A 12,937-nucleotide genomic window follows, 5' to 3' on the forward strand; every position below is an offset into this window, starting at 1 on the left:
GACTTCGTTGGTGACGGTGACCGTGCTGGGCGGCGGCTCGACCGGAGGCGGCGCAGGCGGCGGTGTCGGCGACTCGCTCATCGACGGCGGCGCGGTGGTCGGCGGGGCGACCGGCTTGCGGTCGCCGGTCAACGCGATGGTCACGCCACCGACGGCGGCGATCGCCGCGAGGGCTGCGACGCCGAAGACGATGAGTGGCAGCCGCTGCCAGGCCTTGGACGGTTCGGCGTCCACCGGCGCGGCCGGTGCCACGTACTGGGCGATCGCGCGGGTCGTCGTGGTGTCGCCGAAGGCGTCGTCGCCGGTGTAGGGCAGCAGGTCGCCGCCACCGTCGGAATCCTCGGACCAGGCCAACGACGGGCCGGTGGCCTTGACCACGCGGTCGGCCGCCGTGTCGGCGGGCAGCTCGAGGTCGGTGACGAGAGCGGCCGGCGCTGTGGCCGAGCCGCCGTCGACGGCGGCGGTCGGCGCGGTGCCACTGAGCAGCGCGGCGGGAGCCATCCCGGTCTGGGCGTCCGCGTCGGCGCCGTACACCGCGAACAGAGCCGCGCCCACCGCGGCATCCAGCGCGGGCTGCGGGGTTGTGACGAGAATGCCCGCGGCACCACGTGCCGCGACATGTTCGGCGAGCCGCGTGCCAACCATCGGGATCCGGGCGCCGCCACCGACCGCGACCACCGAGCTGATGGCCTGCCAGGTAATCTTGTTGCGCTGCAACAGATCATCGAGCTCAGCCAGCACGCCGGACAGCGGTTCGTCCAACAGCCCGGTCAACTCGGCGCGGGTGATCTCGACGTCGCCCTGGTGCTCCGGAATGTCGACCGGCACCGTGGCCGTCCCGGCCTCCGACAGGTGTTCTTTTGCCGCACAGCAGGATTCACGGAGTTTCTCCAGTGAACTCACAGCTACGGTGCCCGCGGTATCCACTCCCCCGGAACCGCTGACCTGGGCGAGCACATGCGACAGCAGCAGCTGATCGACGGCCTCGCCGGAGAATTCGGTGTACCGCACGGTCTCGATGGGCTCGAACGATGAGTCCGCCGCGGCCAGCGTGATGCTGGTGCCGCCGCCACCGAAATCGAGCAATGCGGCGGTACCGGTGGCCGGCAGACCCGGGTTGGCGTGCAGAGCCGTCAGCGACGCCACCGCATCGGACACCAGCCGCGCCGGTACGCCGTTGGGCGCCAGACTCGGATTGGATCGCATCACGGCCCGCATGGCCCGCAACGTCGCGGTATCCCAGTGCGCTGGAACGGAAATCGCCAGCTGCCCCGTCGGCGGCTCCCCGCCGGACGCCTCGATCATGGCGTCCAGGGCCTCGGCGACCAGCTGATCGGCGTGATATGCCGTGCCGTCGGGCGCCACCATCGGCACCGGATCACCGACGCGTTCGACGAAGCCGCGGAGCGTCACTGCATCGTCGACGGCATCCGCGGGCAGCCCGACCTGCGGCGCGCGGTCGCGGAACAGGCTCAACACCGCGCGCCGCACCATGGGCGGTTCACCGACGCGCGCCGCGACCAGGTTGGTCGTCCCGATCGACAACCCCAGCTGGTGGCTCATAACCCCACCACCCTAACGCGCGACCCTGTCAGCGCAGCTGGTGACACGTACGAACGGCGTTCTCGCAGATTACTTTTCGTCCGCTGTGCCCACCCTGTGGACCAAACCAGCTGAGCCTGTGCACCCGGTGTGCTGCCAGGTCCGACATGGGCGACGACGCGGCGAGGTCGCTCGAAAACTTGAATTTCAAGCTGAAAACCGTTACTGCTCTTCATATCTGATTACTTGGCAACGGCGATCAGCGCTCCCGGTTGCAGCCATCGCATGACCTTGACCAAGGTGACCTCGTCGATCGCCACACATCCGGCCGTCGGGCCGTCCCCGACGTGCACGAAGAACGCGCCACCGTTACCGGGCGTCCGCTGCGGGTTGACGCCCATGACGACGGCGTACTTGTAGGGCGTGATGTCGAGGTTCTCGGTGCCACTTGCCGGGTCGGTATCGAAGCGGCACTGCGCTTGCTTGCAGACCTGCATGGTGTTGTAGGTGGGGCTCTTCATATCGCCGTCCCACCAGTGATCCGGTGTGGTCTGGACGTATTGCAGACCCGTCCCCGGGTTGGCCGCGGTACCGAACGCGAACGGCAGCGTGAAGATGCCCATCGGGGTCTGCAGGTTGCCGTCGTGGCTCTGCGGGACCATGCCCTTCGAGCCGACATGCGCCGGGATGCCGGCGGCGACGGCGTCCCACCCCGCGGGCCCGCGCTGGTACACGTCCATCTTGGCCGACGAACCGCCCACGCCCACAACCGAAATCACCTGCGTGGCCGAACCCACCGAGTTGGCGAACCACGGCGTGACCACCGCGTTGCCGACCGGAGCCAGTGCCACCGCCAGCGCGGCAGCACACAGCAAAGCGAACAGTCGGCGCACCCGTCCATGGTCGAGAACGGTCCGATGGCTGGTCAAGCCAGGGCGGGTCAAGGTTTGGGCACGATAGGGCTTCGGCTTGAAAACCCGCTGGGTGCAAGCAGTGGCAGGCACACCAGGAACCACACGCTGCCCAGCAACCACCCCGCGAGGACATCCGTCGGGTTGTGCACGTTGAGCACCACCCGACTCACCCCGACGACCACCACGATCACCGCGCAGAGCACCTCGATCAGCCGGAGGCGGGCCACCTGAGCCATCTGGAACACCGCGCACAGCCCCAGCGCACCGGCCATGGTGCCCAGGGCATGCCCGGACGGGAACGACCAGGACGGTTCGTGCGCCAGCGCGGTCAGCGGCCGTGCTCGTTGCGCGATGTCCTTGGCGACCTCGGTCACCAACCCCGACAGCACGACCGCGACCAGTAGGAAGATCGCGGTGCGCCGCTGCCGCCGGGCCAGCGCGACGAACGCGACCAGCACGGCAGTGATCTGAAAGGTCCACGGACCGAATACGAAGGACAGCCATCGCCAGCCCAGCACCCAGCCGGGGTGCGTCACGCCGTAACGGTGCGCGGGTTCGAGCAGCGACTCGTCGAGCGTCGTCACCCATGACCACTGCGCGACCCAGCCCACCCACAGCAGGGCGTAGCCGATCGCGGCCGCGGCTACGATCAGCCAGCGGTTGCGGTTCGTCACGGGTCTCCTTCTAGTTCTGTTTCTGACGAGAAATTCGCTACGGGCCGGAACATATTTGTCACGGCCACGAAACAAACTGACCATAGCTTCGCTAACCATGACCCAAGACCTCAGCCAGGAGCCGTCGCCGGCCACAGCTGTACCCGAAGTCGATCAGGACCGGTTGACCGCGACGCGAGAGACCTTGGAGGACTACACCCTTCGATTCGCACCGCGCAGCTACCGGAAATGGTCGACGCGCGTGGTCGGAATCTCGGCGTTGGGTGGCATCGCCTACCTGGCCGACTTCGCGATCGGTGCCAACATCGGCATCTCGTACGGCACCACCAATGCGCTCGCCGGAATCGCGATCTTCGCGGTCGTCATCCTGCTGACCGGGTTTCCCGTGGCCTACTACTCGGCCCGCTACAACATCGACCTGGATCTGGTGACCCGCGGCAGCGGCTTCGGCTACTACGGCTCGGTGGTCACGAACGTCATCTTCGCGACGTTCACGTTCATCTTCTTCGCGCTCGAAGGGTCGATCATGGCCCAGGGCCTCAAACTGGGCCTGGGCGTACCGCTGTGGCTCGGCTACGCGGCGTCGACGCTGGTGATCTTCCCGCTGGTCATCTACGGCATGAAGGTGCTCTCGACACTGCAGGTGTGGACCACCCCGCTGTGGCTGGTCCTGATGGTCCTGCCGTTCGGCTACCTGCTGATCTCGCACCCCGAATCGATCCACGACTTCTTCGCCTACCAGGGCGCCAACGGGGCGCAGGGCTTCGACATGGGTTCGACGCTGCTGGCTGCCGGTGTGTGTCTGTCGCTGATCGCCCAGATCGCCGAGCAGAACGACTACCTGCGGTTCATGCCGCCGAAGACGCCGGAGAACAAGCGGTCGTGGTGGACCTGGATGATCCTGGCCGGCCCGGGCTGGGTGTTCTTCGGAGCCATCAAGCAGATCATCGGCCTGTTCCTGGCCGTCTACCTGATCGGGCACGTCGCCGACAGCGCCGGCGTCGCCAACCAGCCGGTGCACCAGTTCCTGGAGATCTACGACAACTTCCTGCCCAAGTGGCTGGCGCTGACCCTGGCCGTGATCCTCGTGGTCATCAGCCAGATCAAGATCAACGTCACCAACGCCTACTCGGGCTCGCTGGCCTGGACCAACTCCTACACCCGCGTCACCAACCACTACCCGGGCCGGATCGTGTTCCTCGGCGTCAACCTGCTGATCGCGCTGGTGCTGATGGAAGCCAACATGTTCGACTTCCTGAACACCATCCTCGGCTTCTACGCCAACTGCGGTATGGCCTGGATCGTGGTCGTGGCCAGCGACATCGCGATCAACAAGTTCCTGCTCAAGCTCTCGCCGATGCAGCCCGAATTCCGCCGCGGCATGCTCTACGCCTTCAACCCGGTCGGATTCGGATCCATGCTGATCGCGGCGGGTCTGTCGGTGATCGCGTTCTTCGGCGGGCTGGGTGAGGCCCTGCGGCCGTACTCGCCGCTGGTGGCGATCGTGCTGGGCCTGGTGCTGCCGCCGATCATCGCCATCGCGACCAAGGGCAAGTACTACCTGCGCCGCACCGACGACGGCATCGACCTGCCAATGTACGACGAGTACGGCAACCCGTCCGACGCGCACCTGCTGTGCCAGAACTGCCACCACGAGTACGAGCGGCCGGACATGCTGGCCTCGCCCCAGGGCGGCTACATCTGCTCGCTGTGCCTGGCGACCGACAAGACCGGAGAGCACGTCCTGCCTGCGCAGACCTGACGGCGACACGGCCACGAACGGCGCCGAGGGGGACAACACGTCCACGCTCGGCGCCGTTTCGCGTGGTGGATTCACCCCCGAGGCCTACGCTGAAGGCATGCCCGTTCTGCTGCGGAAGATGCTCGGCATCGGAAACGTGCCCGACGACATCCGCGAGCAACTCCAGGCCGAGGGCGTCCTGCACGTGGCCGAGTTCGTGCCGGTGACCTTCCGGTTCTCCGGCCACATCCCCGGCAAGGTCGCCAAGAGCACCCTCCGCAGCCTGGTCGGCGCGCTGATCGTGACGGAGAAACGCCTCATCGGCACGCTGTCGTCGGCCCCCAAGAAGGCCGTCAAGACCGTCAACCACCCGTGGGACGCGCCGGCCGGGACCATGGTCCAGGCCGAACTGGACGACTCCGGGCTACTGCTGGACGCCACGGACATCTCCGACATCGACCCGACTTTCGAGGGCTCGATGTCGCTGCGCTACAAGACCCCTCTGCCGGCCGAGGTGCTGGCGGCACTGCCGGCGCGCAAGTTCACGTTCGACGTCCCTAGCAAGTACGTCTACCTCGCCTGTGGGATGCCCACCACCACCTGAGCTGGCCGGGGCGTAGCGTCGGGCCGATGACGATCCGGTACGACGAAGCGCTGCGCGAGCAGGTCGGGACGCACCTGGCCGGTCACCGGCGGCGAGTGGTCGACGACCCGAGCAAGCGCCACGCCGCGGTGGCCATCGTGCTGGTGGACTCGGAACCCGGCGAGGACCGCATCGACCCGGCTCCGGTCGACGAATGGATCGGCGGGCGGCCACTGCCCGACCAGAATCTGGACGGCCGCATGGTCGACGTCGCCGGCGGCGCGGCGTTTCTGTTGTGCCGCAGGACCTCCCGGTTGAACTCCCACTCCGCCCAGTGGGCGCTGCCCGGCGGGCGCCTCGATCCCGGCGAAACAGTGGTGGACGCGGCGCTGCGGGAGCTGCACGAGGAGGTCGGCATCAAGTTGTCCGACGAGTCTGTACTGGGCCTGCTGGACGACTACCCGACCCGCTCCGGATACGTCATCACGCCGGTGGTGCTGTGGGGTGGCGGCCGCCTGGACCCGCAGCCCTCCCCGGACGAGGTGGTGGCCGTGTACCGGGTCGGGCTGCACCAGTTGCAACGGCCGGACTCGCCGCGGTTCATCACGATCCCGGAAAGCGAGCGGCCGGTGGTGCAGATTCCGCTGGGCAACGACCTCATCCACGCGCCCACGGGTGCGGTCCTGCTGCAGATGCGCTGGCTCGGCCTGGAAGGGCGGCCCGACCGCGTGGACGAGCTCGAGCAGCCGGTGTTCGCCTGGCGGTGAGTGACTTGTGCACGTCTGGTGACGCTGGCCGTTACGGGACATGCACAAATCGCGCAGCGTAAAACCCTTGTCCAACAATCCAACACAGGGTGGCATGGCTGGTTCGGCAGCAGAATCGTAGGAGGTGGCCGACTCGTGTCCCAATCGCCGGGCCAGAACGTACTTTTCGTGCACTGGCACGACCTCGGGCGCTATCTCGGCGCATACGGCCGCCCTGATGTCAGCAGCCCCCGGCTGGACCAACTGGCCGCCGAAGGCATCCTGTTCACCCGGGCCCACGCCACCGCCCCGCTGTGCTCGCCGTCGCGCGGTTCCATCTTCACCGGGCGCTACCCACAGAGCAACGGGCTGGTCGGGCTGGCGCACCACGGCTGGGAATACCACGCCGGCGTCCAGACGCTACCCCAGCTGCTCTCCGAATCCGGTTGGCACACAGCACTGTTCGGCATGCAGCACGAGACGTCGTTCCCGTCGCGGCTGGGTTTCGACGAGTTCGACGTGTCGAATTCCTACTGCGAGTACGTCGTCGAACAGGCCCTGCGGTGGCTCAGCGAGCCACCCCAGAAACCATTCCTGCTCACCACCGGGTTCTTCGAGACCCACCGGCCGTACCCGCGGGAACGTTACGAACCCGCGGCGAGCGACACCGTCACCGTCCCCGACTACCTGCCCGACACCGACGCCATCCGCGACGACCTGGCCGAGTTCTACGGGTCCATCGCCGTCGCCGATGCGGCGGTGGGCCGACTGCTGGACGCACTGGAGGCGGAGGGTCTGGACCGCAGCACCTGGGTGGTGTTCCTCACCGATCACGGGCCGGCTCTGCCGCGGGCCAAGTCGACGCTGTACGACGCCGGGACCGGGATCGCGATGATCGTGCGGCCACCGCGGGATGCGCAAATCGAGCCGCGCGTCTACGACGAACTGTTCAGCGGAGTGGATCTGCTGCCCACGCTGCTCGATCTGCTCGGCGTGCCGGTTCCGGTTGAGGTGGAAGGGCTTTCACACGCGCAGGCGCTGGTCCGCACGGCGACGGGCCCCGAAATCCGCACCGAGGTTTACACCGCCAAGACGTATCACGACTCGTTCGACCCTATTCGCGCAGTGCGAACAAAAGACTTCAGTTACATCGAGAACTATGCTTCACGTCCGTTGTTGGACCTACCGTGGGACATCGCCGACAGCCCACCCGGCCGGGCAGTGCAGCCGGCCATTTCAGACCCACGTCCGGCCCGTGAGCTGTACGACCTACACGCCGACCCCACCGAGCGGCACAACCTGCTTCTCGACGTGCAGCCCGAATATCATGCAGTGGCAGCGCAATTGGCACTCAAGCTCAACACCTGGCGGCAGCAGACGGGCGACGTCATACCCTCTGATTTCACCGGAACACAGATCTCGAACCGTTTCACCGGGACCTATCTGAGCCTCCATGGGCGCCCCGCCCCGAGCCGGTCCGCAGCGGCGTCCGACCGCGGAATCAACCCGGATTCAACCTCGCAAGATTAATACTCAGTGTGCGAAAAATCCCCTTCTGCAAGGGATTTCGACGCAAGCTAGGCTCTTGCGCCATGACAGCATCGACGGCCTATCTGGTCCTCGCATCACAGCGCAGCGGCAGCACGCTGCTGGTTGAGTCGTTGCGCGCCACCGGTGTGGCCGGCGAACCGCAGGAGTTCTTTCAGTACCTGCCACACACCAGCATGTCGCCGCAGCCACGGGAATGGTTCGCCGACACAGAGGACGAATCGATCCTGCGGCTGCTCGATCCACTGATCGACGGCAGGCCCGAACTGGCGCCCGCGACGATCTGGCGTGACTACATCCAGACCGCCGGCCGCACGCCCAACGGCATCTGGGGCGGCAAGCTCATGTGGAACCAGACCGCACAGCTGCAACGTCGGGCCGCGGATCTGCCGGACCGCTCCGGTGACGGGCTGCTGGCTGCCATCCGCGACGTCGTCGGCTCCGATCCGGTCCTGATCCACATCCACCGGCCCGACGTGGTGTCTCAGGCGGTCTCGTTCTGGCGGGCGGTGCAGACCCGCGTGTGGCGAGGCCGCCCGGACCCGGTGCGCGACGCCCGCGCCGAGTACCACGCCGGAGCCATCGCGCACGTCGTACGGATGCTGCGGGCCCAGGAAGAGGGCTGGCAGAAATGGTTCCTCGACGAGAACGTCAACCGGATCGAAGTGCCCTATCCGGTGTTGTGGCGCAACCTGACCGAGGTCGTCGGCGACGTGCTCGAGGCGCTCGGCCAGGACCGCAGGCTCGCACCGAGACCGGTGCTGGAACGTCAGGCCGATCAGCGTTCGGACGAATGGGTGGAGCGCTACCGCGCCGAAGCCGAACAGGAAGGACTGCCGGTATGAGCACCGCAAGTATCCATGTCGACGAGCTCCGGCTGCTCGAGGCCGAGGCCGTACACATCATCCGCGAGGTGGTCGCCGAGCTGGAACGCCCGGTGCTGCTGTTCTCGGCGGGCAAGGACTCGATCGTGCTACTCCGGTTGGCGGAGAAGGCTTTCCGGAGCCGGAAGGCCGGCGACATCGGATTCAGCCCCGGGCCTCTACCTTTTCCTATTCTGCACGTCGACACCGGCCACAACTTCCCGGAGGTCATCGACTTCCGGGATCGCCGCACCACCGGAGTCGGGCACAAGCTGCTCGTCGGGTCGGTACAGGAGAGCATCGACACCGGACGGGTGGCCGATCCCGGGCCGGGGGCGTCACGCAACCGGCAGCAGACCCGCACCTTGCTCGACGCGCTCGAAGCCGGCGGCTTCGACGCCGCGTTCGGCGGGGCCCGCCGCGACGAGGAACGCGCCCGCGCCAAAGAGCGCATCCTGAGCTTCCGCGACGAGTTCGGCCAGTGGGACCCGCGTGCGCAGCGGCCCGAGCCGTGGTCGCTCTACAACGGCCGTATCCGCCGGGGCGAGCAGGTCCGCGTGTTCCCGCTCTCCAACTGGACCGAGCTGGACATCTGGCGCTACATCGAGCTGGAAGGCCTTGAGCTGCCGTCGATTTACTTCGCCCACGAACGCGAGGTGTTCGAGCGCGACGGCATCCTGCTCGCGGTGTCGGAGTACACCCAACCGACCGGCGACGAGACCGCTGCCGTCGAATGGGTGCGCTATCGCACCGTCGGCGACCTCACCATCACCGGCGCCGTGCGGTCGAAAGCCGTTGACATCGCGAGCGTGATCGACGAAATCTCCGCTGCCACAGTGTCGGAACGCGGCGAGACCCGCGCCGACGACCGGACGTCCGTGGCGGCAATGGAAGACCGCAAGCGAGAGGGCTACTTCTGATGAGCACGAGACAGCTGCTTCGGATCGCGACGGCCGGCTCCGTAGATGACGGCAAGAGCACCCTGATCGGCCGGCTGCTGCACGACACCGACAGCCTGCCCCTGGACCACCTCGACGCGGTCACCGACGACGACGGGGTCGCCGACCTGGCAGCCCTGTCCGACGGTCTGCGCGCCGAACGGGAACAGGGCATCACCATCGACGTGGCCTACCGCTTCTTCTCCACCGAGGCGCGCAGCTACATCCTCGCCGACACCCCGGGCCACGAGCGGTACACCCGCAACATGTTCACCGGCGCGTCCAACGCGCACGTGGCCATCCTGCTGGTCGACGCCCGGGCCGGCGTGCTGCGGCAGACCCTGCGCCACGCCCGCATCGCAAAGCTGTTGGGGATCAAGCACTTCGCCGCCGCCGTGAACAAGATCGACCTGGTCGATTTCGACCAGGCGCGGTTCGACGCGGTGCACGACGAACTCGGTCAGGTCGCCGCCCGGCTCGGCGCGGTGGATCTGACGGTGATCCCGCTGGCCGCCAAGCACGGCGACAACGTCGTGAACCGCTCGGAGCACACCCCGTGGTACGAGGGTCCGACGCTGCTGGAGTATCTGGAGGGCATCGAACTCAGCGCGCCCCAGCCCGAACCGGCCAAGCTCCGGCTGCCCATCCAATGGGTGTCCCGGCCCACCGCCGAACAGCGGCGCCGCTACACCGGCCGACTGAGTGCCGGCACGCTGCAGGTCGGCGACACCGTGCTGAGCCTGCCCGCCGGCACCAGCTCGACCGTCACCGCCGTGGACACCCTCGACGACGACCGCGCCACTGCCGTTGCCCCACTGTCGGTTTCGATCGAACTGGCCGACGACATCGACGTCGGCCGCGGTGATGTGCTGGTCAGTAGCGCCGACAACGCGTCGCTTCCGGTACTGGCCCGCGAACTCGACGCGACGGTGTGCTGGTTCGCGGAGACCCCGCTGCGAGCCGGTGATCGGCTGGCGCTCAAGCAGGGCACCCGCACCGTGCGGGCCACAGTGCAGGCGTTGCACACGCGGCTCGACCCCGAGACGCTCGACGACATCGACCAGCCGGTCGAGTTGGTACTCAACGACATCGGCGCCGTCACGCTCCGGACCAGTTCGACGGTGATCGCCGACCCGTACCGCGACAACCGCGAAAGCGGCGCCTTCATCCTGATCGACGAGACGTCCAACGACACCGTCGGCGCCGGCACCATCACCGAGCCGCGCGAGGTCAAGCTCGGTACCCACTCACGCAGCGATATCCGTTGGCACCATTCATCGTTGGACCGGTCCTACCGGTGGGCACGTACCGGACAGCGCGGCGCCACCATCTGGTTCACCGGATTGCCGGCGTCGGGGAAGTCGACGCTTGCTGTCGCAGTCGAGCGGGCACTGGTCGAGACCGGGCAGGTGGCATACCTGCTGGACGGTGACAACATCCGGCACGGGCTGTCCGACGACCTGGGGTTCTCCGCGGGCGACCGCGCCGAGAACATCCGCCGGGTGGGCCACCTGGCCCGGCTGCTCGCCGACTCGGGTGTGGTGGCACTGGCGTCGCTGGTGTCGCCGCTCAAGTCGGACCGCGACACCGCCCGCGAGTTGAGCTCCGTCGCCAAGCTGCCGTTCATCGAGGTCTACGTGTCCACCCCACGCGCCGAGTGCGAACGGCGCGACCCGAAGGGCCTCTACGCCCGCGCCAAGGCCGGCGAGCTGCGCGGCCTGACCGGGGTGGACGCCCCGTACGAGCCGCCGGATAACCCGGACCTGGTGGTCGACACCACCGGCGCCGACATCGACACCCTCGTGGCCCAGGTGCTGGGGGCGCTCAAGGCACTGCGCTAGCTATTCCGAGCGTTGCTTTCGCGCCCCCGCTCCCGTAAATTTCTATGGTGGGGCGACCGCCCCCAGGCTCTGCATCCAGTGGGGGTGGGCCATGCCGGATCCGTGTCGCGCAGTGTGGGACCAGATCGTCGCCGAACAGGCCGACATCCGGGTGGCGCAATCGCAAATCAATGACGCCGCAACCAAATTGGGTGCCGTGGCGCGCATCCGCCAACTGCAGCAGCAAGAGCGGGACAGCGAACAGGCGCTCGCCGCCTGTCTGTCCCAGCAGTTCGACGCCAAGCACGCGCAGCATGCCGCTCAACTGGGCGCGCCGGTGAGTTCGCTGACGGCCTCCGGCGACGGCAAAGGATGGGTGCGCCTCTACGAACATGGCGGCATCTTCTGGACCGCAGAAACCGGCACCTGCGAAGTGCATGGCTTGATCTTCAAGAAATGGAAGGCGACCGGGCGTGAACACGGGCCACTCGGATATCCCGAGTGCGACCACAGCGCCACAACGGGCGGCGCCTACAACAACTTCGAGAACGGCATCATCAACCTGAAGGACGGCGCCAACCAGGCATTCGAGACGCACGGCCCGATCAGCGCTCACTATTCAGCTCTGCACCGAGAGACGGGGCTCCTCGGCTTCGTACAGGTCGACCAGACCGCGACGCCGGACGGCGTTGGTCGCTTCAACCACTTCGAGGCCGGCTCGATCTATTGGAAGCCGAGCGTCGGCGCGCATGAGGTGCACGGCGCTATCTGGAACACCTGGGGTGAAGAGGGCTTCGAGCGCAGCCCGGAACTCGGGTACCCGATCGCCGACGAACAGGCCGGCGCCAACCACATCGACCGGTTCAGCGACTTCGAGAACGGAATCCTCTACTGGGTGCATGGCAGCACCGGCGGGCTGTTGTCCGCTCCCGCTATCACTGAGACGCGCGACCAAGTCGCCGCGCTGATCAAGACCAAAGTGGACGACCTCATTACGAGCGTCAACGTCGGGCATCCCTTGTACGTCACGCACCCGGCGAAGCTCATCGGCGTCAGTGACTACTCCGTCGGGCCGTCCGGAGCGGTGCGCAACCGCATGCACCTGATCACGGTCTCGTTCGGCATCACCGTGGAAGGCACCAACGACCCCGACGTGACACTCAACATGGCCGTCGAGGTGCGCCTGAACCACGCGCTCAAACAGGTCGAGGCTGTCCCCCGGGCATGGACGAAGATCGACGCGACACTGGACTGGCCGACCAACTGGGGCGCGTCGGCTCAGGGCGTCGCCAACCAGGTCTGGCAGGGTCTCGACGGCCTGCTCAATCAGCCGATCAAGGTGCTGGACGCACCGGACGGTGTCCTGGTCGTCAAGGTGCGTTCCGATGGCACCATCGACGCCTACATCGGGCCGACCACCTAGCAAGTTCTTCCCAAGCCGGTTCGGGGCCCTCGCGTCCTGCCGGCCGTGCTGTGTCCCCCGATCGGGGGACAACGAATTCATCCTGTGCGGGGCCCAGCTGGCGGACATACAGCGGGGCGCTGCTCCGGGACTCTTGAGTCAACAC

Annotated in this window: 11 protein-coding genes; 8 read left to right on the forward strand and 3 right to left on the reverse strand. The window is 67.1% G+C overall.

Annotated features, from left to right (window positions below; genetic code table 11):
• The 3 genes from TL10_RS12120 to TL10_RS12130 form a co-directional block, all read right to left on the reverse strand.
• Positions 1-1,563, reverse strand: a 1,563-nt coding sequence (locus TL10_RS12120; protein WP_043985855.1) for an Hsp70 family protein, incomplete at its 3' end; no start/stop codon positions are given.
• A 221-nt stretch (positions 1,564-1,784) separates the two neighbouring features.
• A complete protein-coding gene (locus tag TL10_RS12125; RefSeq protein ID WP_043985856.1) occupies positions 1,785-2,435 on the reverse strand; it encodes a L,D-transpeptidase family protein in 651 nt (216 codons plus the stop codon).
• A gap of 47 nt (positions 2,436-2,482) precedes the next feature.
• Positions 2,483-3,130 carry a phosphatase PAP2 family protein gene (locus tag TL10_RS12130; protein ID WP_043985857.1) on the reverse strand — a complete coding sequence of 216 codons (648 nt, stop codon included), beginning with the start codon at positions 3,128-3,130 and terminating at the stop codon, positions 2,483-2,485.
• Positions 3,131-3,227: 97 nt separating this feature from the next.
• Here TL10_RS12130 and TL10_RS12135 point away from each other — a divergent pair, with 97 nt between their 5' ends.
• From TL10_RS12135 to TL10_RS29595, 8 genes are all read left to right on the forward strand, one after another.
• A complete protein-coding gene (locus TL10_RS12135) occupies positions 3,228-4,892 on the forward strand; it encodes a purine-cytosine permease family protein (RefSeq protein WP_043390052.1) in 1,665 nt (554 codons plus the stop codon).
• 97 nt (positions 4,893-4,989) lie between these two features.
• Positions 4,990-5,475 carry a hypothetical protein gene (locus TL10_RS12140; RefSeq protein WP_043390049.1) on the forward strand — a complete coding sequence of 162 codons (486 nt, stop codon included), beginning with the start codon at positions 4,990-4,992 and terminating at the stop codon, positions 5,473-5,475.
• A gap of 26 nt (positions 5,476-5,501) precedes the next feature.
• Entirely contained in the window at positions 5,502-6,221 is a 720-nt protein-coding gene (locus tag TL10_RS12145; RefSeq protein ID WP_043985858.1) for an NUDIX hydrolase, read from the forward strand.
• A 135-nt stretch (positions 6,222-6,356) separates the two neighbouring features.
• Positions 6,357-7,730 (forward strand): sulfatase family protein, encoded by a 1,374-nt coding sequence (locus tag TL10_RS12150; protein ID WP_043985859.1) that lies wholly within the window; start codon positions 6,357-6,359, stop codon positions 7,728-7,730.
• A gap of 62 nt (positions 7,731-7,792) precedes the next feature.
• On the forward strand, positions 7,793-8,593 hold the full coding sequence (gene stf0, locus TL10_RS12155) for a trehalose 2-sulfotransferase (protein WP_043985860.1): 801 nt from the start codon (positions 7,793-7,795) through the stop codon (positions 8,591-8,593).
• Positions 8,590-9,531 carry a sulfate adenylyltransferase subunit CysD gene (gene cysD, locus TL10_RS12160; RefSeq protein ID WP_043985861.1) on the forward strand — a complete coding sequence of 314 codons (942 nt, stop codon included), beginning with the start codon at positions 8,590-8,592 and terminating at the stop codon, positions 9,529-9,531. The genes stf0 and cysD overlap by 4 nt, the downstream gene beginning before the upstream one ends.
• Positions 9,531-11,390, forward strand: a complete 1,860-nt coding sequence (gene cysC, locus TL10_RS12165; protein WP_043985862.1) for a sulfate adenylyltransferase subunit CysN — start codon at positions 9,531-9,533, stop codon at positions 11,388-11,390. Before cysD ends, cysC begins: the two co-directional genes overlap by 1 nt.
• Positions 11,391-11,481: 91 nt before the next feature.
• The gene (locus TL10_RS29595) at positions 11,482-12,792 is read left to right on the forward strand and encodes an LGFP repeat-containing protein (protein WP_052506398.1); all 1,311 of its coding nucleotides are present in this window, start codon (positions 11,482-11,484) and stop codon (positions 12,790-12,792) included.
• Positions 12,793-12,937 lie beyond the last annotated feature (145 nt).

Source organism: Mycolicibacterium llatzerense (assembly GCF_000878195.1).
Lineage (GTDB): Bacteria > Actinomycetota > Actinomycetes > Mycobacteriales > Mycobacteriaceae > Mycobacterium > Mycobacterium llatzerense.

Coding starts and splice junctions, on each gene's coding strand:
- TL10_RS12135 (WP_043390052.1), top strand. CDS start 3,228: ATGACCCAAGACCTCAGCCAGGAGCCGTCGCCGGCCACAGCTGTACCC.
- TL10_RS12140 (WP_043390049.1), top strand. CDS start 4,990: ATGCCCGTTCTGCTGCGGAAGATGCTCGGCATCGGAAACGTGCCCGAC.
- TL10_RS12145 (WP_043985858.1), top strand. CDS start 5,502: ATGACGATCCGGTACGACGAAGCGCTGCGCGAGCAGGTCGGGACGCAC.
- stf0 (WP_043985860.1), top strand. CDS start 7,793: ATGACAGCATCGACGGCCTATCTGGTCCTCGCATCACAGCGCAGCGGC.
- cysD (WP_043985861.1), top strand. CDS start 8,590: ATGAGCACCGCAAGTATCCATGTCGACGAGCTCCGGCTGCTCGAGGCC.
- cysC (WP_043985862.1), top strand. CDS start 9,531: ATGAGCACGAGACAGCTGCTTCGGATCGCGACGGCCGGCTCCGTAGAT.
- TL10_RS29595 (WP_052506398.1), top strand. CDS start 11,482: ATGCCGGATCCGTGTCGCGCAGTGTGGGACCAGATCGTCGCCGAACAG.